Below are 18,972 nucleotides of genomic sequence, written 5' to 3'. Positions count from 1 at the left end.
CTGAGGCCTGCAGCTAGTCGATCCGCGCGCCGCTCGCCTTGACGATCGGCCGCCAGGCCTGGTACTCGGCCGCCACGAACTTGCCGAACGCATCCGGTGTGTATTGCATCGGTTCCGCGCCTTGCATGGCGAACTTCTTGCGGATATCGGGGCTATTCACGGCGTTGGCCACGGCCTTGTTCAGCTTGGCGATCACATCGGGCGGCGTGCCCTTGGGGGCAAACAGGCCAAACCACGCGCCGGTTACCAGGTTCTTCACGCCGGCCTCGGCCATGGTCGGCGTCTCGGGCAGCGCTTCGGCGCGCTTGGCGCTGGTGACTGCCAGCGGGCGCAGTTGCCCCGCGCGGATATGGCTCATTACCGACGGGATGGTGGCGAACATGAACTGCACGCGCCCGGCCAGCAGGTCGTTCAGGGCATCGGCGCCCTTGTAGGGCACATGCACGGCGTTGGCGCCGGTGCGCTCGTTGAGCAGCGCGCCGGACAAATGCGCGGCGGTGCCAACACCCGTGGAAGCAAAGTTCAGCTTGCCGGGGTTTGCCTTGGCATAGGCCACCAACTGGGCGACGTCGCTGGCGGGCACGCTGGGATGCACCACCAGCACGTTAGGCACGTCGGCGATCGGCGCGACCGCGGCCAGCGCGGTTTGCGGGTTGACCTTGAGGTTGGGGTACAGCGTGGGATTGATGGCGACCGGGCCCACCGACGTGGCCAGCAGCGTATAGCCGTCCGGCGCGCTCTTGGCGACGAACTCCGTGCCGATGTTGCCGCCCGCCCCCGGCCGGTTCTCGACGATCACCGTCTGCCCCAGGCTCTGGCCGAGCTGGTTGCCGACTTCGCGGGCGAGGATATCGGTGGTGCCACCCGCGGAGAACGACACCACGATACGGATAGGTTTGCCGGGATAGGTTTCGGCATTGGCGCCGGTGCCGGCACCGGCGATGGCAAGCGAAAGCAGCGCGGCGGCGGCTAGCCGCTGTGGCAGGATCATGTCTCTCTCCACGAGAATAGAGGTGGTTTCGGCCCGCGCTACTTTGGCGCGTGCCACCAGGGACATGGTACGAAGCTGGTCTCGTCCAGCGTTGATCAAATAGAAACGCTGCTTTCTTTCATGATGATGGCGCGGGCCTTTAGCGCGCCGCCGCCTGGCTTAGCGCGAGCGCTGGAAATGCCGCTCCATTGTCGCGCACTGGCCCAGGTAGTCCAGCAGCTTGGCCGTCCCGGCCGGCAGCGATTGCCGGTCGCGCACGCAAACATAGAAGTTGCGCGTGGCCCACGCATCGGTCAGCGTCAGCAGGCTCAGCCCCATCATCGACAGGTAGTTCTTGGCGATGCCCTCCGGCACCACGGCAATGCCCAGCCCCTCGCGCACCATGCGGCAGCGCGCCTCGAAGTTCGACACCTGCGTCTTCACCGTCAGCGGCCGCGAGATGGTGCTGTTCGCCAGCTGCAGGAAGGCATCGAAGGTATGGCGCGGGAAATAGCCGAGGAAGTCGTAATCCAGCGCTTCTTCCAGTTGCAGCGAGCCCTTGGCTTCCAGCGGGTGGCCGCGCGGCACCACCAGTCCCACCCGGTCCGAGCGGTAGGGCAGGGAGAACACGCCGGGGCTGGGCGCTTCGGCATGATAGATGCCGATGTCGGCGTCGCCGTTGGAGACCATGCGCGGAATGTCGAAGCTGAACGATTCGATCAGGTCGATGCGGCTGTCGGGCGCGCTGTGCAGGAAGCCGCTGATGTCGGTGGGCAGGAACTGGAGGATGGTGGACCGGTTTGCCGCCAGGCGGATCTTGGCGATCCCGTCCATCGAATAGGTGATGAGCGCCTCTTCGGCCAGCTTGATGCTGCGCACGATGGCCCTGGCATGCTGGTAGAGCATGGCGCCGGCCGGCGTGGGCTCCACGCCGCGGCCGTGGCGCACCAGCAGCGCGGTGCCGACCTGGCGCTCCAGTTCGGAGATGCGTTTGCTGGCTGCCGAGGTGACGAGGTGTTGGCGTTCGGCTGCGCGGGAAAGGCTTTTTTCCTCGACGGCGGCGATGAGAACTTCCAGGGAGGCGATATCCATACGGGTGTCTGCGGCTAGGTGAGTCTATGTGCGTCTGTGTGCGTCTGTGTGCGTCTGTGTGCGTCTGTGTGCGTCTGTGTAGCGGCGGGCGTGGCGTACGAAGGCGCCAGGGACGGCCTGCCATGCTATGCAGGCTCGCCGCCAACGTCAAACCGGATTTTCCCGGGCGCGGCAGGTCGCTTGCCAAATGCGCCGGCAGCCGGGCTTGCGGGGCCCCGGCGCATGCCATTTCGCCACCGTGCTCGGGAGCCTTCACCAAATTTCAAAGCTCCCCGGCAGGCGATCCTTAACATCGGGGTCAAGGCGGCAGGCAATGCGCCATCAAGCCGCCTTTGAGACAAACAATGACGAGGAGCACTGCATGGTGATCGATGAACTGGCCGAATACGTCGGCGCGCAAGGGCGGCGCGCACTGTCGCCCGAGGTTCTCCATGATGGCAAGCGCGCCGTGATCGACTGGTTTTCCGCGCTGTTTCCCGGCACGCGCATGTCGCCGGGGACCAACCTCGTCGAGGCGCATCGCGACGAGCTGGGCGTGGGCGCGGCCACCGTGATCGGCCATGGCACGACGGCGTTTCCGGCCACGGCTGCGTGGATCAACGGCAGCGCATCGCATGCCGCCGAGTTCGACGATATCTTCCGGGACGCGGTCTACCATCCCGGCTGCCCGACCATCTCCGCCGCGCTGGCGCTGGCCGAAGCCCGGGATGCCACAGGCGAGGCCTTCCTGCGGGCGGTGGTGGCAGGCTACGAGGTATCCACCCGCATCGGCGCAGCAATCCAGCCCGCGCACTATCGCTATTTCCATACCACCGGCACCGTGGGCTGCTTCGGCAGCGCGGCGGCCAGCGCCTTGCTGCTGGCGCCGGGAGACGCACGCGTGGCCGCGGATGCGCTGGCGACTTCCGCCACCTTTGCCTCGGGTTTGCAGCAGGCCTTCCGCTCGGATGCGATGACCAAGGCGCTGCACGCCGGGCACGCCGCCATGGTGGGCGTGCAGGCGGCGCAGGGCGCGGCCGTGGGCGTCAATGGCGTGCACGACATCCTGGAAGGCGCAGCCGGCTTCGGCGCGGCGCTGTGTGGCAGCCCCGACTGGTCGAGCGTGGGGCAGGGGCTGGGCACCACCTACAACATCCTGAGCATCACGCAGAAGAACCACGGTTGCTGCGGCCATACCTTTGCCGCCATCGACGCGGCGATCGAACTGGTGCGCGAGCACGGCATCGATGGGGCCGATATCGAGGCGGTCACCGTGTGGGCATACCAAGCCACCATCGACGTGACCGGCAACGCCAATCCCGTTACCGCGTTCGAAGCGCGCTTCAGCCTGCCCTATGTGGTTTCGCATGGCATCCTGCGCGGGGCAGTGCGGCTCGATGCCTTCTCCGATGAGCGCCTGCGCGACCCGCAGATCCGGCAACTGATGAAGCGCGTCACCCTGCATGCGGACCCGGAACTGACGGCGGCATTCCCGCGCCAGCGCGCGGCGCGCGTTGAGATCCTGTGCAAGAGCGGCGCGCGCCATGCGCTGTTTGCCCCTTACCGCAAGGGCGATCCCGAATCCCCGCTGGACGACGCCACGCTAAACGACAAGTTCATGGAGCTGGCCGCGCCGGTGATCGGCAGCGGCACCGCCAAGGGCTTGCTGGCTGCCCTGTGGCAACTGGACACCGGCAGCGTACGCGGGCTGCGGCTCGCCGGCCTCGGCGCGGCGTGAAGCATGAACCCGATGACTGCAGAGACAACCATGGCTGAAATGGACCCACAAAGCGCCCCGGCAAAATCCGCCAGCCTGGCCAAGGCGCTGTTCTCGCCGGACACGGTGGCGTTGGTGGGCGCGTCCAGCGATATCACCAAGAACACCGCCCGGCCCATGCGCTTCATGCGCAAGCACGGCTACCGGGGCACCATCTACCCGATCAACGCCACGCGCGCCGAAGTGCTGGGCGAGAAGGCCTATCCCAGCCTGGCGGCCGTGCCGGGGCCGGTGGAGCATGCCTTTGTCATGGTGCCGGGCAAGCACGTGGAAGCCGCGCTGGAGCAATGCGCGGCCAAGGGCGTGCAGGTGGTGACGGTCTTCTCGGACGGCTTCGCCGAAGTGGGCGAGGCCGGCATGGCCGCGCAGCAGGCGCTGGTGCGCAAGGCCCAGGCGCTGGGCGTGCGCCTGATCGGGCCGAACAGCATCGGCGTGGTCAATGTGGCGTCCGGCGCGGTGCTGTCCGTCAATGCCGTGCTGGAGATGGACGAGCTGCACGCCGGCAGCATCAGCGTGATCTCGCAAAGCGGATCGATGCTGGGCGCGCTGCTGTCGCGAGGCGCCGCGCGCGGGCTGGGCTTTGCCAAGCTGGTGTCGGTCGGCAACGAGAGCGACATCGGCGTGGGCGAGCTGGTCGACCTGCTGGTGGACGATGACGCCACCAAGGTCATCCTGCTGTTCCTGGAGACGATCCGGGACGCCGCCGTGCTCGGGCCGGCGCTGCGCCGCGCGCGGCAGGCCGGCAAGCCGGTCATCGTTTACAAGCTCGGCCGCTCTGCGCAGGGCGAGGCGCTGGCCCAGTCCCACACCGGCGCACTGGCCGGCAACGACGCCGCCGTGGATGCCTTCCTGCGCAAGTACGGCGTGATGCGCGTGGAGATGCTCGAGACGCTGTTCGAAGCGGCGCCGCTGGCCCTGCGTTATGGCCAGTGGGTGCCCGCGCTCCAGCGCAATCCCCGCGTGGCGGTGGTGACCACCACGGGGGGCGGCGCGGCCACCGTGGTGGATCGGCTGGGCCTGTCTCAGATCGACGCCGTGGCGCCGCCGGATGCCTTCGTGGCGCACATGATCGGGCGCGGCGTGCGTATCCGCCAGACGCCCATCATCGACCTGACGCTGGCGGCGACCAGCGCGCAGTACAAGGACCTGGTCGAGCAACTGCTGCTGAGCGACTGGTGCGACGCCGTGCTGTGCGTGGCGGGCTCATCCGCACAGTTTCACCCGGAGCTTGCCGTACGGCCCATGGTGGAAGCCGCCGGGGCCGGGCACAAGCCGCTGATCGCGTTCCTCGCGCCGGAGGCTGGTGCGTCGCTGCAGGTGCTGCAGGCAGCGGGCATCCCGGCCTTTCGCACGCCGGAGGCCTGCGCGGACGCGCTGGCGCAGTTGTTCAAGGCCGCGCGGGCGCACCCCGAGGCTGACGAGGCCATCGCGCCGCTCAGCTGGCCGGCGGGCTTGCCTGTGGCGGGCAACCTTTCGGAGTACGAGGCGGCCGGCGCATTCGTGGCGCTGGGCGTGCCTGTCGCGCCCCTGGCGCTGATGCCGGTGGGCGAGTGCTGGCACAAGATTCCCTATCCGGTGGTGGCCAAGATCTGCTCGCGCGACATCCTGCACAAGACGGACGTGGGCGGCGTACGCGTCGGCGTGCGCGACACGGAGGAATTGCAGCGCGCCATGGCGGGGATCCTGGCGGATGTCGGCCGCGCCGTGCCGCAGGCCCGGCTCGACGGCATCCTGGTGCAGCGCATGGAGGACAAGTTGCTGGAGCTGATGCTCGGCTACCGGGACGATCCGCTGGTGGGGCCCATCGTCATCCTGAGCGCGGGCGGCATCGCGGCCGAGCTACGTCCGGACGTCAGCCTGCGCCCGGCGCCGGTGACGCGCGACGATGCCATGGAGATGATCGGCGAAGTGCGCAGCACCGCGCTGATCCGCGGCTTCCGCGGGCTGCCGCGCGGGGACGTCGGGGCACTCGCCGATGCCATCGTGCACTTTTCCCGGCTGTCGGCCTTTGAGGGCGTGCGCGTGCTGGAGGCGGAGATCAATCCGCTGTTCGTGCGCGCCGATGGCGTGGTCGGCGTGGACTGCGTGGTCCGGCTAGCTGAGCAAAGCTGAGCAAATCTGAACAAAACCGAACTGAACCGAACTGAACATAGCACTGGAGACAACCATCATGGATTTCAGACTGACCCAGGAGCAGGCCGAATTCGAACGCGCCGTGACGCGCTTTGCCGAGCGCGAGCTGCGCGCCGGCTCCGTCGCCCGCGCCCATACCGACGAGTACCCGTGGGGTGTGGCCCGCAAGATGGGCGAGCAGGGCCTGCTGGGCATCACCATTGCCGAGGCCGACGGTGGCCAGGGTGGCAGCCTGATGGACGCCATCATCGCCATCCAGGCTGTTGCCGCGGTCTGCCCGCGCAGTGCCGACGTCATCCAGGCTGGCAACTTTGGCGCCATTCGCGTGCTGGCGGAGTACGGCTCGCCGGCGCAGAAGGACAAATGGCTGCGCCGCTTGCTGGCCGGCGAGGCGTTGATCTCCGTCGGCATGACCGAGCCCGAGGCCGGCTCCGCCGTGACCGAGCTGCGCACCACGGCTACGCCCGACGGCGGCGATTTCCTGATCAACGGCACCAAGGTCTTCACCACCCACGGCCCGCACGCCGACGTGATCCTGGCCTATGTGCGCTTTGGCCCGGGCGTGGGCGGCATCGGTTCCGTGCTGATCGATACCAAGCTGCCGGGCGTGCGTATCGGGCAGCGCTCCAGGTTCATGTCCGGCGAGGAATGGGCGCAGATCTACTTCGAGGACGTGCGCATCCCGGCTTCCGACGTGCTGCTGGGCGAGGGGGGGTTCAAGAAACAGATCGCCGGCTTCAATGTCGAGCGCATGGGCAACACCGCGCGCTCGCTGGCGCTTGGACGCTATGCCTACCAGGTGGCGCGTGACTGGGCGATGCAGCGCAAGCAGTTCGGACGCCTGCTGTGCGAGTTCCAGGGCCTGCAATGGAAGTTCGCCGAGATGAAGATCAAGCTCGATGCCGGCCAGCTGCTGCTGTACAGGGCGGCTGCCAATGCGGACAGCGGCTTTCCCTCGGCGGAAGAAACCGCGATTGCCAAGGCGTTCTGCAACCAGGCGGGCTTCGACGTGGCCAACGAGTCCCTGCAGGTGATGGGCGGCATGGGCTACAGCCAGGAGGCGCTGGTGGAGTATTGCCTGCGCCGTTGCCGCGGCTGGATGATCGCCGGCGGCTCCATTGAAATACTCAAGAACCGCATCGCCGAAGCGGTGTTCGAGCGGACCTTCTCGCAGCGCCCGGAAAAGGCGGCCGCGCCGAAGGCAGCCTGATCCGCCAGCAGCGCAAGCTCGCCACGGGTGCGCTTTTGCGTACAACGGAAAGCGGGGCGCCGGCAAGCTTGCCGTCGCCCCAGTGCGTTGTGCGCAGCCAGCCATGCGACGCCAGTAGCACTCGGCGGCAAACTTGGCTAGAGTGGGAACCTCATACAGTTCGCGTCAAGCATGAGGATACCCATGGAAGCCCAGCGCCTGCAGTTCCCGGGAAGTGATGGTCAGCAACTCTCCGCGCGGCTGGATTTGCCAGTTGGCCCGGTTCGCACCTTTGCCTTGTTCGCCCATTGCTTCACTTGCGGCAAGGACGTGCTGGCGGCGACGCGTATCGCGCAGGCGCTGACGGCACACGGCATCGCCGTGCTGCGCTTTGATTTCACCGGCCTTGGCGGCAGCGGCGGTGATTTCGCCAATACCAATTTCTCGTCCAACGTGGCCGACCTGCTGGCGGCGGCGGACTATCTGCGCCAGCATCACCGGGCGCCGGCCTTGCTGATTGGCCACAGCCTGGGCGGCGCGGCGGTGCTCAGCGCCGCGCACGGCATCCCTGAAGCCAAGGCGGTCGTCACCATCGCCGCGCCGAGCGATCCGAGCCATGTGGTCGGCCTGTTCGGCGACCAGGCCGCGCGCATCGAGGCCGATGGAGAGGCCGAGGTCCGGCTCGCCGGCCGTGCGTTCAAGATCAAGCGGCAGTTCATCGAAGACGTGGCCGAGCAGAAGCTGCTCGATAGCGTAGCCAAGCTGCGCAAGGCGCTGCTGGTCATGCATGCGCCGCAGGACGACACCGTCGGCATCGATAACGCCACGCAGATCTTCATTGCCGCCAAGCATCCCAAGAGCTTCGTCTCGCTCGACCGTGCCGATCACCTGCTCACGCGCAAGGCCGATGCCGTTTACGTGGCCAACACCATCGCGGCATGGAGCCAGCGCTACCTCGACATCGATGCCCTGGATGTGCCGGCCGCGGTGGCCGAGGAAGGGCTGGTGCGGGTGGAGGAAAGCCATGCCGGCAGGTACCAGCAGCGCATCACCGCCGGGCCGCACCACCTGCTGGCCGACGAGCCGGTTTCGTTCGGCGGGCTCAACGGCGGGCCCGCGCCCTACGACCTGCTGCTGGCGGGCCTGGGCGCCTGCACCGCCATGACCATGCGCATGTATGCGGACCGCAAGGGCTGGCCGCTGGAACACGTGGCGGTCACGCTGCGCCACGAGAAGATCCACGCGACCGATTGCGCGGAGTGCTCCACCACCGAAGGCAAGATCGAGTGGATCGAGCGGGAGATCACCATGCGCGGCCCGCTGGACGAGGCGCAGCGCACGGCGCTGCTGGAGATCGCGGACAAGTGCCCAGTCCACCGGACCCTGCATTCGGAGGTGGTGGTGCGGACCCATCTGGCGGAGACTGCCGCCAGGTAGGCGCCGGCACGAACCGGAAGCGGTGGCCTGCGGCCTGCGGGCTGTCCCTTCCGTTTTTGCCTGGGCCTCCTCAGAGGAAGGTTGTCTCGATCCGCGATGCACCCTTGAGGAACAGCGTCACCGGCGTGCGCTCGCAGATCTGCGCGAGCCGCTCGCGCTCGGCCTCGCCCAGTTCCGCGCCGCTAAGCCGGACTTCGCGCCGGATGAAGCGTGCCTCGTCCTTGCCCTGGAAGACCGCCGTGACTTCCACATCGGCCACGGGCCATTGTTTTCTCTGCATATACATCTTCAGCGTGATGGCGGTGCAGGACACCAGACCGGACAGCACGAAGGCAAAGGGCGGCGGGCCCTGGTCCGTGCCGCCCAGCCCGGCGGACTCGTCACCGACCAGCGCGTGGCTGCCGGCCTGCAGGTGCACCAGGTAGTTGGCATCGACCGGGCCGATTCGGGCGGTGGCTTGGGAATTTGACATGGCATTTCCTGGGGTTGTTGGTGCAGATGGTTGTACGGATTGCGCGGATTGTGCGGGTTGTGCTCAATATTATGCGGGCGCGCGCCGCAGGGAAAGGCTCCTCTCGGCATATTTCCCGCTTGTCATCGGCATAGCGGCCCGGGCACCGTACCCGCCCGAAGTGCCCGGCGGCCGGGGCGCGCCTACACTGTAGCCATCGCTTCAAGATCGGGGGCACGCATGGAAGCATCGCAAGTCTTGCCGTTGCTGCTGCATTTCGACCAGCATCTCGGCCCTGCCATCGCGCAGTACGGCACCTTGGTCTACGGCATCCTGTTTGCCATCGTGTTCTGCGAGATCGGGCTGTTGCCGCTGTTCTTCCTGCCTGGCGACCCGCTGCTGTTCCTTTGTGGCGCGTTCTGCGCGTCGGGCGCGCTCAAGCTATGGATCCTGCTGCCGGTGCTGCTGGCCGCCGCGGTGGCCGGCAGCCTGCTGAACTACGCCATCGGCAAAGCCATCGGGTCTCGTGTGCTCACCGGCGGCTACCGCTGGATCAACCGCGACGCGCTGCGCAGGACACATGACTTCTACCAGCGCCACGGCAGCCTGACTTTGCTGCTGTCCCCCTTCGTCGCCGTGGTGCGCACCTTTGCCCCCTTCGTCGCGGGCGTGTCCGCCATGTCCGCGACGCGCTTCACGCTGGCCGCGAGTGCTGGCGCCACGGTGTGGGTGGTGTCGCTGCTGGTTGGCGGTTTTCTCTTCGGCAATGTGCCGCTGGTGCGCGACCACATGAGCGCCATCGTCCTGCTTGGGCTTGCGCTCGGGCTGGGCTCGCTGGTGGTGGCGAGTGCGTGGCGGGCGGTGAGGGGGAGGCATGGGGCGCGGGGGTGAGTCGTTTGCGGTTGCGACGGCGCGCAAGCATGGACATTGAACGTCTCGGGCCGCCCGGCTTCCAGTGACGGATCGATAACATAAAAAATACCCAAATTTTATGCTAAATTGTGTGCTTTATTACGGCTAATAAACGGACTGCAAGCCTGTCCATGCAGTCCGATTGCAACTCGCTACACAGGCCAAGCCAAAGATATGACTGTCACACGCGCCATCTACGCTACCGCGACCGTAAGCATCACGGACCTTCGCCGCAACCCCGGTGCCATCATTGAGGAGGCCGGGAACGAGCCCGTAGCAGTCCTCAATCACAATCGCCCGGCCGCATACCTGGTTCCCGCCCAGGCTTTCGAAGCACTCATGGACAGGCTCGAGGACATCGAGCTTGCGGAAATCGTTCGGCAGCGTCGCGGCGGGAAGGCCGTAAAGGTGTCGCTGGATGAGTTATGAGCTTGCCTTTCACGAAGACGCCTTGAAGGAATGGAAGAAGCTCGATGCGTCGATCAAGGATCAGTTTCGAAAGCAGCTCGAGAAACGTCTGGCCGAACCCCGGGTGCAGTCTGCCAAGCTCAGCGGCAAGGACATGAAGGACGTGTACAAGATCAAGCTGCGCGATGCCGGGTACCGACTGGTGTACGAGGTGAACGATCGTACCGTCACTGTGCTGGTGCTCGCTGTTGGACGATGGGACAAGAGTGAGGCTTATCGCCGGGCTGGTGTGAGGCGATAGCGGTCACCTTGTTTTGCCCCGGCCTATGGTTCGCCGTCCCCATCTTGCGTAGCAACTGCATCATCCTGCCGGCTCGTGCTCCACAAGATGCACACCAGCAACAACACCTGCACCACCAGGCGGATACCCAGTGGGCTCGGCGGAATCTTCGGGAACAGCTCGGGGTGCTGCCACATGTAGACATTGGCCGGCGTGACCGCAAGCGTCAGCAGCGCCTGGCAGTATCCCGCCGCTCGCCGGGTGGGCCGCCACAGCACCCCCAGCGCGCCCAGCAGCCTCTGCGGTCCGCCGGCCCGCCGGCCCGGCAGAGAGGTCGGCTCAAGGCCACTTGGTGCAGGCGGCTGGCCATGCGCGCCTCCCAATTCGAGATTGCTCTCCAACCTTCATCGTTTTGTCATCCGCGCCACCCAGAATGCGCTCACTGTTGATGCAAGGAGTGTGGGATGACGCATGCGATTGAAGTGCGCGGCCTGTCCAAGTCGTTCCAGGCGGGACGCAAGGCGCTGGATAACGTGAGCCTTGCCGTAGCCCCTGGTGAAATGGTGGCGCTGCTGGGTGCCTCGGGCTCGGGCAAGTCCACGTTGCTGCGCCACGTGGCGGGGTTTATCGCTGCCGATGCGGGCGGCGCCGGCGAGGTGCTGGTCAATGGCCGGGGCATCCAGCAAGGCGGCCGGCTGGCGCGCGATGTGCGCGCGGCAAGGGCAGAAATTGGTTTTGTATTCCAGCAGTTCAACCTGGTGGGCCGCCTGCCGGTGATCACGAACGTGTTGACCGGCATGCTGCCGCGCGTGCCGCTGTGGCGCAGCCTGACCCGCTTCTTCCATGTCGGTGAGATCGACGCAGGGCTCGAAGCACTTGCCCAGGTTGGTATAGACGACTATGCCTTTAGGCGGGCCTCCACCTTGTCGGGCGGCCAGCAGCAGCGCGCGGCCATTGCCCGCACGCTGGTGCAAAACGCGCGGGTGATCCTGGCTGACGAGCCGATCGCTTCGCTAGATCCCGAATCCGCGCGGCGCGTGATGGAGTTGCTGGCGCAGATCAACCGAGCGCGCCGCGTGGCGGTGGTGGTGTCGCTGCACCAGGTGGATGTGGCGATGCGCTATTGCCCGCGTGTGGTCGCGCTGCGCCACGGCAAAGTGGTCTACGACGGCCTGTCCGCGGCGCTGACCCCGGCCATGCTGCGCGAGCTGTATGGCACGGAGGCCGCCGAGCTGCTGCCCGACGGCGCGGGGCTGGAGGTTGCCGCGCCCGCCATGCTGCACGGCGGCCTGGCGGCGGCCTGACTGACCCTGGATTTCTTCGCAATGTTTCCCGCAAGCACCCCCAACAAGGCTTTTCCTCGGAGTTCCCTCATGCTGCGCAGAACCCTTTTCGCCCTGATCGTCACGAGCGCCGCTGGCGCGCTCTCGTTGCCCGCCTTTGCCCAGGAAGGCAAGGTCCTCAATATGGGCTTCATCTCGACGGAAACCTCGTCCAACCTGAAGTCCGCCTGGCAGCCGGTGATCGATGACCTGGGCAAGCAGCTGGGCGTGCAGGTCAAGCCGTTCTTCGCCTCCGACTACGCTGGCATCATCGAAGCCATGCGCTTCAACAAGGTGCAGATTGCCTGGTTCGGCAACAAGTCCGCCATCGAAGCGGTGGACCGCGCCAACGGCGAGGTGTTCGCCTCGGTGATCGACAAGGACGGCAACCCCGGCTACTGGTCGCTCCTGATCGTCAACAAGGACAGCAACCTCAAGACGCTGGACGATGTGCTCAAGCAAGGCAAGTCGCTGAGCTACGGCGCGGGCGATCCGAACTCCACCTCGGGCACCGCCGTGCCGGGCCACTACCTGTGGGGCGCCCACAAGATCGAGCCGAAGACCTTCTTCAAGACGGTGCGCGTGAGCAACCACGAAACCAACCTGCTGTCSGTGCTGAACAAGCAGGTSGACGTGGCGGTCAACAACACCGAGAACATGGAGCGCTACCGCATCAACACCGGAAAAAACGCCTATGACCAGGTGCGCGTGCTGTGGAAGTCGCCGCTGATCCCGGCGGATCCGCTGGTCTACCGCAAGGACCTGCCGGCCGATGTCAAGGCCAAGGTACAGACCTTCTTCGTGAACTATGGCAAGGGTGCCGACGCCGCGCGCGAGAAAGAGAACCTTGCCAAGCTGACCTACCAGGGTTTCCGTGCGTCCAACGACAAGCAGCTGGTGCCGATCCGCCAGATCGAGCTGGCCCGCGAGAAGACCAAGATCGAGTCCGACACCACGATGGCCGCGCCGGACAAGGAAAAGCGCCTTGCCGACCTGAGCAGCAAGCTGGCTGAGCTCGACAAGATCGCCGCCAGCGCGCAGTAACGCGCCCATCGTCGGCCCGCCCCAAAGCCGGGGCGGGCCGCACACCGCCGCCTCATCTTCGCTTTCGCCCAAGTATTCATGCATCCTCCCGCCAACCCCACCATGATCCCAGCCACTCCGCCTCGTGCCGTTCGTCCGCCGCGTGCCAGCCTGCCTGTCATGTTCGTCTGGGCGGTGGTGCTCGCCTTGCTGGTCATGTCGTGGCAGGGCGCCGACATGCGTCCGCTCGACCTGTGGAGGGACTCGGGCAACATGGCGAAATTCGCTGCTGACTTCTTTCCGCCCAGCTTCCGTGACTGGCGCATCTACCTGGACGAGATGCTGGTGACCGTGCAGATCGCAATCTGGGGTACCTTCCTGTCCATCGTGTTTGCCGTGCCGCTAGGCCTGGCGTGTTCCGCCAACATCGTGCCGGCCTGGGTCTACCAGCCGATGCGCCGCGTGATGGATGCCTGCCGCGCCATCAATGAGATGGTGTTCGCCATGCTGTTTATCGTGGCGGTGGGGCTGGGCCCCTTCGCCGGCGTGCTCGCGCTGTGGGTGCACACCACCGGCGTGCTCGCCAAGCTGTTCTCGGAAGCCGTGGAGGCCATCGACCCGCGCCCCGTGGAAGGCGTGCGCGCCACCGGCGCCAACGCACTCGAAGAGGTGGTCTATGGCGTGATCCCGCAGGTGCTGCCGCTGTGGATCTCCTATGCGCTGTACCGCTTCGAATCCAATGTGCGCTCGGCCACGGTGCTTGGCATCGTCGGCGCGGGCGGCATCGGCACCGTGCTGTGGGAGATCATCCGCAGCTTCCAGTATGCCGAGACCTGCGCGGTGATCATCATCATCGTTGGCTTTGTCACGCTTATCGATTTGTTGTCCGCCCGGATCCGCAAGGCGCTGGTTTGACAGCGGTCCCAAGCCGCCTCAAGCCACCTCAATCTGCCTCACGACATCAGCCCGCACACACAAATCATCATGACCATCCTCAGGCGCATCGAAATCCTCTTCTCCGGCCACGGCACCGCCTTCTACGGCGGCGAGGCCATCACCCAGACCGAGCATGCGCTGCAGTGCGCGCAACTAGCCGAGCAGGCCGGCGACCCCGAGCCGCTGATCGTCGCCAGCCTGCTGCACGACCTTGGCCACCTCGTGATGTCCGAGGACAGCACCACCGATATGCGCCACCAGGAAGTCGGCGCCGACCTGCTGGCGGTCGGGTTTGGGCCGGAGGTGACCGAGCCGGTGCGCATGCATGTGGCCGCCAAGCGCTACCTGTGCGCTACCGTGCCGGGCTACCAGGCGATCCTGTCGCCAGCCTCGCAACACAGCCTGGCACTGCAGGGCGGCCCCTTTGACGCGGCCCAGGCGGAGGCTTTCGTCGCCCATCCCCACGGGCCGGCAGCCGTGCGCCTGCGCCGCTACGACGACCTGGCCAAGGTCGTCGGCCTTGCCACGCCGCCGCTGGAGTACTACCTGCCGATGGTAGCGCGCTGCCTGCGGCGTGCTCCCTGACCCGCATCGCACCTCTGCAACCTCACTCGAAACCGATATCCGCATGGACCTGCCAGATGCACGCCGCACCGGCGGCGGCCCGACCCTGCACGAAGTGACCGGCACCGATGCCGAACTGCTGCAGGTTGCCGCCTTGCTCTCCGAAATGGACAACGAGACGCCGCTGCCGTTGCAGCGCATGCGTGCACTGTTCGCCCAGCTCAAGGCGATGCCGCACTATCGCTGCTACCTCATGCGCAGCGCCGCCGGCGAAGCGCTCGGCACGTTTTGCCTGCTGGTGTTCCCGGTGCTGGCGCACGACGGCCGCAGCGAGGCCATCGTGGAAAGCGTGGTGGTGACCCACGCCGCGCGCGGCACCGGTGTCGGCACGGCCATGATGCACGCCGCCATGCGGCTGGCCGAAGAGGCAGGCGCCTCCAAGCTGGCGCTATCGTCCAGCGCGCGCCGGCTGCAGGCGCATCAGTTTTACCGGCGGCTTGGGTTTACGGAGCATGGGACCAGTTTCAGCATCGGGCTGCCGGTGGCGGCTGTGCACCTCTGATTGGAGCGCTATCCCATCCGCTTGCCCCCGCTCCGCCTGACCGTCTCCCGCCCGGCCACGGGCACCCTCTCCACCAGCGCCTCGATACGTTCGCGAAAACGTTGCGTGACAGCGGTTTCGGCCAGCGCGTGATACGCCAGCCGGAGCGCGAGGCAACGTTGCCGGCCGCGTTGCTGGGCACGCATACCGACCAGGTGCTGCATGATGCCGGCGTGGTGGCGGGCCCGGAACAGGACCCTACGGCTGGTGTTGGTTCTGTTGCTGTTGCTGGTGGTGGCGCGTGCGCTCGTGCGTGAGCCGCATCAGCGCGCTTGCCGCATCCTCCAGCGCGCCGCTGTTGTCGATCACCGTCAGCCGGCACCCTGCCGGCACGGCGAACGGCTCGCCCGCGCGCTGCAGGCGCCGCACGATGGCTTGCTCGTCCTCGCGGCCGCGCAGCCGCAGGCGCTCTCCCAGCACGTGCAGGCGCACGCTGATCTGCACGGCGTGCAGGGCCGGATAGCGCGCGTGGGCGGCGGCCAGGTGCTCGCGTGATCCGTTCACGACCACGCACAGGCCTTGGGCCAGCCAGTCGTCGAGCTCGGTCCCGATGCCGTAGCACAAGCCGTGGCTGCGCCAGTGCAGCGCAAAGCCGCCTTGCGCCACGCGGTGCTCGAACGCTGCGGGGGTGATCGCCACGCTGTCTTCATCGGCACTGCTGGCGCGGGTGATGCAGCGTTGCGCCACGCGTACGCCGGCATCGTCCTGCAACTTGTCGCGCATCACGCGCAGCAGCGAGTCCTTGCCGCTGCCGGAGGGGCCCATCAGGTAAACCAGGCCGCTGCCGTCCGGGGCTTCGGCACCGGGCGCGGCGATGTCGGCCCGTGCCGCGGTGTGCATGGCCTTGGCGCTCATGCCGTGGCTTCCAGCAGAGCCGCCCCGGCGGCATCGGTGGTGCTGCCGTCAAAGCCATAGTGGCGGGCGGCCAGGAAGGGCGCATCCGGCGTGCTTTGCACGAACAGGCTGACGTCGCTTACCGTCATCGGCTGCTGCAGCAGCGGGCCGCTCGCGGCTTGCAGCATGGCGATGGCGCTGTCCTGCTCGAATTCGTCGAGCAGCCCCGTGAGCGTGATGTGGAAGATGAACGTCTCGAACGCGTAGGGGTAGCCCCAGGCATCCAGCATGCGCCGGGCTGGCTCGCTCAGTTCCCCCGGCTTGCGGCGTGCCAGTTCGGCAGGGGTGGGCGGCGCGCGGAAGCTGTCGAACTCGCGCACCGCTGCGTCCGCCAGCGCGTGCATGCGCGCATTGGCGCTGGCGTCGCCACCGAGGCACCAGGCCAGGAAGCCCCGCAGGTTTTGCAGTGCTAGCGGTACCGCGAAGGGCTGGCGGTCCAGCGCGAAGGCGCGCATGGCGGCGTCCAGCCCGGCAGGCGTCTGGCCGTCCGCCAGCCGGAACGGGGCCTTGAGCGTGGCATGCAGGCCATAGTAGGCCGGTGCCTCAGTCCAGCGGGCAATCTGGGCAATGCGGTGGGCATCGTGCGCAGCGGGACGCGCGATTGCCTCGCCTGTCTCGGCGCTGCGGCCCAGCCATTGCTCGCCCACCATCCGAAAGGGCGCGGCGGGATTGAGGTAGATGGCGTAGCGGTAGGCCTGCGGCAATGGATTGTTCGACATCGGGTTCGGCGTCCTGGGCGTCCTGGGCATTATGGGCGTGACGGTCAGGCCGCGCGCCGCGCGCCGCTGGCCTGCACCAGCGGGAAGGCACGCGTGGCGTGGTGCAGCACACCGCCGACAATGGCGGCGCAGACCTGGGGCAGGGCGGGATCGCGGTCGTCGACGATGATGGCGTCGGCGCGCAGGCCGGGGCTGAGCGCGCCGCGGTCGTTCATGCCGGCGGCGCGCGCCGGGTTGCGCGAGACCAGGTCCCAGGCGGCCGGCAACGGCAGCACGCCGAGCTGCGCCACGCGGAACGCGGCTTGCAGGGGCGCCGGGTAGTAGTAGTCGGAGGCCAGCACGTTGCACAGCCCGGCGGCGATCATCTCGGTGGCGTCCGGGGCGCCGGTGTGGCTGCCGCCGCGGATCACGTTGGGCGCGCCGAATACGGCGTGGTTGCGCAGCGCGTGGGCGGCGCGGGCCACATCCACGGTGAGCGGGAATTCCGCCACGGTGCAGCCTTGCTGGTGGTAGCGCTGGCGGGTGGCGGCGTCGCCGTCGTCGTGCGAGGCGACTTGCAGGCCGGCGGCGCGGGCAGCGGCAATCAGCCGGGCCACGCCGTCGGGCACCTTGCTTGCCTGCGAGGCCGCTTGCTCCAGGCGCTGGCGGAAGATGACCGGGTCGCACTCCGCGCGGTCCGCGTACTGCGCCAGCTTGCGCGCGTCGTGCAGGCGGGTGGCCATCAGCGGCAGGTGGTCGTTGATGGCCAGGAAGCGCACCTTGCCGCTATCGATCCAGGCCAGCGCGGTTTCCAGCCCGGCCAGGTGATGTGCCTCGAAGCGCAGGTGCACATGGTGTTGCGCGCCAAGGGTGCCGCGCATGCGCTCCAGGCCGTCGAACATGCGCTGGGCGTAAGCCTCGCCGCGCAGGCCGCCTTCCCACGACAGCGTCACGCCGTGCAGCTCGGTGGTGATGCCATGCGCGAGCAACTGGCGGTCCACGTCGAACAGCGCGCTGGTGTACGGAAAGCTCACGCCAGGGCGCGGCATCACGGCGCGCTCGAAGGCGTCGCCGTGAATGTCCACGATGCCGGGCAGCACCAGCAGGTCGCCCGCATCGAGGGCAGGCCCTGCCGTGCTGGCCGGCCCGGCCAGGCAACCGTCGCGGAATGCGAAGGCGGCCGGCGCAATGCCGTTGGCGGTGAGAACGCGGCGGCCGCTCAGGCCGGCAAGGGTGGGGTGAGGTGCGTGATTGGTATCCATGCTGGCGACCTTAGCGCGGGCAGATGACAAACAGATGTCTAGACCAATTTGGTCGGTGGGGCGTGCGTTCCAAACGGCCGGCGATTGCGCATTTTAGTCCGGGTCGGCTACGGTCAGCTGGACCCAGTCGCCGGCAAAGCGCACCACGCTGTATTGCAGCGGCACGCCGTCCAGGTCGACGTTGAGCGCCTCCACCTGCAGGATCGGCCGCGTCTTGGGCTGGTTGAGCTGACGGGCCACCGGCGCTGTCGGCATGGCGGCGGTGATGCGCGACCACTTGCGCGTGTAATCGGTAATGCCGTAATGGGCGAACGCCTTGGAGATCGACAGGCGCGCACGCAGCTCGGCGTCCATGCCGGGGAAGCGCGCGGCATCGAAATAATGCTCGGCCACGTCGATGGTGCGGGCTTCAGCCTTGCCCAGCATCTGCACGCGCAGGATGGGCGCACTGCGCGCCAGGCCCAGGTGCTTGGCGATCTCGGGGGCGCGCAGCGTTTGCGACTCCAGCACCTCGATGTGGCCACGCATGCCCTGGCTGGCCAGGTTCTGCGAAAAACGCGTGCGCCGCCCGATGGCGTAGTCGATCGCGTGTTCCTGCACGAAGGTGCCCCGGCCTTGCTCGATGCGCACCAGCCCGTTTTGCTCCAGCTCGCCCATGGCGCGGCGGATGGTATGGCGGTTGACGGCGAAACGCGTGGCCAGCTCTGGCTCGGGCGGCAGGCGCTCGCCCGGGACATAGAGCTTGTTGCGGATGTCGAGCGCCAGGGCCTCGCCGATCTGGCGCCATACCGCTACTCCCGAGCCCCGCTCGACTTCCTGTTCCACCATCGTGTCCTGCCTTTTCGTCATCCTGCGTTAATCATTTGCGTGCTTCAATAGGATGCGATTGTGCCTCAACCTGGCCATGCCGTGCACGGGGCCCGAAGTGGGCCGAAGCGGGCCGAAGCGCCTTGCCGGGCGTCATGAAAGCTTCATCTGGCTGTGTTGTAGTTCGGCCATGGATGGTATTCTACATCTAAACGTATAGACGTATAGGGGATGTGA

At 67.1% G+C, this 18,972-nt stretch carries 21 protein-coding genes; 12 read left to right on the top strand and 9 right to left on the bottom strand.

What is annotated here, in order from left to right; all coding sequences use genetic code 11:
* Positions 1–13: 13 nt before the first annotated feature.
* Both AB4061_RS16115 and AB4061_RS16110 read right to left on the bottom strand, forming a co-directional pair.
* Positions 14–991 (bottom strand): Bug family tripartite tricarboxylate transporter substrate binding protein, encoded by a 978-nt coding sequence (locus AB4061_RS16115; RefSeq protein WP_441635429.1) that lies wholly within the window; start codon positions 989–991, stop codon positions 14–16.
* A gap of 159 nt (positions 992–1,150) precedes the next feature.
* Positions 1,151–2,062, bottom strand: coding sequence for a LysR family transcriptional regulator (locus AB4061_RS16110; protein ID WP_441635427.1), 912 nt, complete (start codon positions 2,060–2,062; stop codon positions 1,151–1,153).
* 361 nt (positions 2,063–2,423) lie between these two features.
* Here AB4061_RS16110 and AB4061_RS16105 point away from each other — a divergent pair, with 361 nt between their 5' ends.
* From AB4061_RS16105 to AB4061_RS16090, 4 genes are all read left to right on the top strand, one after another.
* Complete coding sequence (locus AB4061_RS16105) at positions 2,424–3,779, top strand: MmgE/PrpD family protein (protein WP_441635425.1); 1,356 nt, start codon at positions 2,424–2,426, stop codon at positions 3,777–3,779.
* 30 nt (positions 3,780–3,809) lie between these two features.
* The gene (locus AB4061_RS16100; RefSeq protein WP_441635423.1) at positions 3,810–5,930 is read left to right on the top strand and encodes an acetate--CoA ligase family protein; all 2,121 of its coding nucleotides are present in this window, start codon (positions 3,810–3,812) and stop codon (positions 5,928–5,930) included.
* Positions 5,931–5,988: 58 nt separating this feature from the next.
* Positions 5,989–7,161 carry an acyl-CoA dehydrogenase family protein gene (locus tag AB4061_RS16095; RefSeq protein WP_441635421.1) on the top strand — a complete coding sequence of 391 codons (1,173 nt, stop codon included), beginning with the start codon at positions 5,989–5,991 and terminating at the stop codon, positions 7,159–7,161.
* 183 nt (positions 7,162–7,344) lie between these two features.
* Positions 7,345–8,577, top strand: coding sequence for a bifunctional alpha/beta hydrolase/OsmC family protein (locus tag AB4061_RS16090; RefSeq protein WP_441635419.1), 1,233 nt, complete (start codon positions 7,345–7,347; stop codon positions 8,575–8,577).
* Between the two features lie 70 nt (positions 8,578–8,647).
* Here the strand turns inward: AB4061_RS16090 and AB4061_RS16085 are convergent, their stop codons facing one another.
* Positions 8,648–9,049 (bottom strand): OsmC family protein, encoded by a 402-nt coding sequence (locus AB4061_RS16085; RefSeq protein WP_441635417.1) that lies wholly within the window; start codon positions 9,047–9,049, stop codon positions 8,648–8,650.
* A gap of 219 nt (positions 9,050–9,268) precedes the next feature.
* Between AB4061_RS16085 and AB4061_RS16080 the strand changes: the two genes are divergently transcribed.
* From AB4061_RS16080 to AB4061_RS16070, 3 genes are all read left to right on the top strand, one after another.
* Entirely contained in the window at positions 9,269–9,919 is a 651-nt protein-coding gene (locus AB4061_RS16080; protein ID WP_441635415.1) for a VTT domain-containing protein, read from the top strand.
* 195 nt (positions 9,920–10,114) lie between these two features.
* Complete coding sequence (locus tag AB4061_RS16075) at positions 10,115–10,369, top strand: type II toxin-antitoxin system Phd/YefM family antitoxin (protein WP_441635413.1); 255 nt, start codon at positions 10,115–10,117, stop codon at positions 10,367–10,369.
* On the top strand, positions 10,359–10,649 hold the full coding sequence (locus AB4061_RS16070; RefSeq protein ID WP_441635411.1) for a type II toxin-antitoxin system RelE family toxin: 291 nt from the start codon (positions 10,359–10,361) through the stop codon (positions 10,647–10,649). The genes AB4061_RS16075 and AB4061_RS16070 overlap by 11 nt, the downstream gene beginning before the upstream one ends.
* Before the next feature lie 23 nt (positions 10,650–10,672).
* Here AB4061_RS16070 and AB4061_RS16065 read toward each other — a convergent pair whose 3' ends face one another.
* Entirely contained in the window at positions 10,673–11,029 is a 357-nt protein-coding gene (locus tag AB4061_RS16065; protein ID WP_441635409.1) for a hypothetical protein, read from the bottom strand.
* Between the two features lie 63 nt (positions 11,030–11,092).
* On the opposite strand from AB4061_RS16065, the gene phnC reads away from it, so the two are divergent.
* The 5 genes from phnC (at position 11,093) to AB4061_RS16040 (ending at position 15,035) form a co-directional block, all read left to right on the top strand.
* Positions 11,093–11,932, top strand: a complete 840-nt coding sequence (gene phnC, locus AB4061_RS16060) for a phosphonate ABC transporter ATP-binding protein (protein WP_441635407.1) — start codon at positions 11,093–11,095, stop codon at positions 11,930–11,932.
* Positions 11,933–12,001: 69 nt separating this feature from the next.
* Positions 12,002–12,994, top strand: a complete 993-nt coding sequence (gene phnD, locus AB4061_RS16055; RefSeq protein WP_441635405.1) for a phosphonate ABC transporter substrate-binding protein — start codon at positions 12,002–12,004, stop codon at positions 12,992–12,994.
* A gap of 102 nt (positions 12,995–13,096) precedes the next feature.
* Complete coding sequence (phnE, locus tag AB4061_RS16050) at positions 13,097–13,888, top strand: phosphonate ABC transporter, permease protein PhnE (RefSeq protein WP_441635403.1); 792 nt, start codon at positions 13,097–13,099, stop codon at positions 13,886–13,888.
* A gap of 69 nt (positions 13,889–13,957) precedes the next feature.
* Entirely contained in the window at positions 13,958–14,494 is a 537-nt protein-coding gene (locus AB4061_RS16045) for a phosphonate degradation HD-domain oxygenase (protein ID WP_441635401.1), read from the top strand.
* Between the two features lie 43 nt (positions 14,495–14,537).
* Positions 14,538–15,035 carry a GNAT family N-acetyltransferase gene (locus tag AB4061_RS16040; protein ID WP_441635399.1) on the top strand — a complete coding sequence of 166 codons (498 nt, stop codon included), beginning with the start codon at positions 14,538–14,540 and terminating at the stop codon, positions 15,033–15,035.
* 8 nt (positions 15,036–15,043) lie between these two features.
* On the opposite strand, the gene AB4061_RS16035 is transcribed toward AB4061_RS16040, so the two are convergent.
* The 5 genes from AB4061_RS16035 to phnF all read right to left on the bottom strand — a co-directional run bounded on the left by AB4061_RS16035 (position 15,044) and on the right by phnF (position 18,756).
* Positions 15,044–15,238, bottom strand: a complete 195-nt coding sequence (locus AB4061_RS16035; protein ID WP_441635398.1) for a hypothetical protein — start codon at positions 15,236–15,238, stop codon at positions 15,044–15,046.
* 34 nt (positions 15,239–15,272) lie between these two features.
* Positions 15,273–15,914 (bottom strand): phosphonate metabolism protein/1,5-bisphosphokinase (PRPP-forming) PhnN, encoded by a 642-nt coding sequence (phnN, locus tag AB4061_RS16030; RefSeq protein ID WP_441635483.1) that lies wholly within the window; start codon positions 15,912–15,914, stop codon positions 15,273–15,275.
* Between the two features lie 11 nt (positions 15,915–15,925).
* Positions 15,926–16,687 (bottom strand): DUF1045 domain-containing protein, encoded by a 762-nt coding sequence (locus AB4061_RS16025; RefSeq protein ID WP_441635396.1) that lies wholly within the window; start codon positions 16,685–16,687, stop codon positions 15,926–15,928.
* A 44-nt stretch (positions 16,688–16,731) separates the two neighbouring features.
* The gene (locus AB4061_RS16020) at positions 16,732–17,928 is read right to left on the bottom strand and encodes an alpha-D-ribose 1-methylphosphonate 5-triphosphate diphosphatase (protein WP_441635394.1); all 1,197 of its coding nucleotides are present in this window, start codon (positions 17,926–17,928) and stop codon (positions 16,732–16,734) included.
* A gap of 93 nt (positions 17,929–18,021) precedes the next feature.
* Positions 18,022–18,756 (bottom strand): phosphonate metabolism transcriptional regulator PhnF, encoded by a 735-nt coding sequence (phnF, locus tag AB4061_RS16015; protein ID WP_441635481.1) that lies wholly within the window; start codon positions 18,754–18,756, stop codon positions 18,022–18,024.
* Positions 18,757–18,972: the final 216 nt, after the last annotated feature.

This window comes from Cupriavidus sp. YAF13, from assembly GCF_052113425.1.
In the GTDB taxonomy this organism is placed as follows: domain Bacteria; phylum Pseudomonadota; class Gammaproteobacteria; order Burkholderiales; family Burkholderiaceae; genus Cupriavidus.
This window is presented reverse-complemented; position numbering and strand designations above follow the sequence as displayed.

Bases quoted from the DNA above. Each gene is read 5' to 3' on its own strand.
- AB4061_RS16115 (WP_441635429.1), bottom strand. From the start codon at position 991: ATGATCCTGCCACAGCGGCTAGCCGCCGCCGCGCTGCTTTCGCTTGCC.
- AB4061_RS16110 (WP_441635427.1), bottom strand. From the start codon at position 2,062: ATGGATATCGCCTCCCTGGAAGTTCTCATCGCCGCCGTCGAGGAAAAA.
- AB4061_RS16105 (WP_441635425.1), top strand. From the start codon at position 2,424: ATGGTGATCGATGAACTGGCCGAATACGTCGGCGCGCAAGGGCGGCGC.
- AB4061_RS16100 (WP_441635423.1), top strand. From the start codon at position 3,810: ATGGCTGAAATGGACCCACAAAGCGCCCCGGCAAAATCCGCCAGCCTG.
- AB4061_RS16095 (WP_441635421.1), top strand. From the start codon at position 5,989: ATGGATTTCAGACTGACCCAGGAGCAGGCCGAATTCGAACGCGCCGTG.
- AB4061_RS16090 (WP_441635419.1), top strand. From the start codon at position 7,345: ATGGAAGCCCAGCGCCTGCAGTTCCCGGGAAGTGATGGTCAGCAACTC.
- AB4061_RS16085 (WP_441635417.1), bottom strand. From the start codon at position 9,049: ATGTCAAATTCCCAAGCCACCGCCCGAATCGGCCCGGTCGATGCCAAC.
- AB4061_RS16080 (WP_441635415.1), top strand. From the start codon at position 9,269: ATGGAAGCATCGCAAGTCTTGCCGTTGCTGCTGCATTTCGACCAGCAT.
- AB4061_RS16075 (WP_441635413.1), top strand. From the start codon at position 10,115: ATGACTGTCACACGCGCCATCTACGCTACCGCGACCGTAAGCATCACG.
- AB4061_RS16070 (WP_441635411.1), top strand. From the start codon at position 10,359: ATGAGTTATGAGCTTGCCTTTCACGAAGACGCCTTGAAGGAATGGAAG.
- phnC (WP_441635407.1), top strand. From the start codon at position 11,093: ATGACGCATGCGATTGAAGTGCGCGGCCTGTCCAAGTCGTTCCAGGCG.
- phnE (WP_441635403.1), top strand. From the start codon at position 13,097: ATGATCCCAGCCACTCCGCCTCGTGCCGTTCGTCCGCCGCGTGCCAGC.
- AB4061_RS16045 (WP_441635401.1), top strand. From the start codon at position 13,958: ATGACCATCCTCAGGCGCATCGAAATCCTCTTCTCCGGCCACGGCACC.
- AB4061_RS16040 (WP_441635399.1), top strand. From the start codon at position 14,538: ATGGACCTGCCAGATGCACGCCGCACCGGCGGCGGCCCGACCCTGCAC.
- AB4061_RS16035 (WP_441635398.1), bottom strand. From the start codon at position 15,238: ATGCAGCACCTGGTCGGTATGCGTGCCCAGCAACGCGGCCGGCAACGT.
- phnN (WP_441635483.1), bottom strand. From the start codon at position 15,914: ATGCACACCGCGGCACGGGCCGACATCGCCGCGCCCGGTGCCGAAGCC.
- AB4061_RS16025 (WP_441635396.1), bottom strand. From the start codon at position 16,687: ATGTCGAACAATCCATTGCCGCAGGCCTACCGCTACGCCATCTACCTC.
- AB4061_RS16020 (WP_441635394.1), bottom strand. From the start codon at position 17,928: ATGGATACCAATCACGCACCTCACCCCACCCTTGCCGGCCTGAGCGGC.
- phnF (WP_441635481.1), bottom strand. From the start codon at position 18,756: ATGGTGGAACAGGAAGTCGAGCGGGGCTCGGGAGTAGCGGTATGGCGC.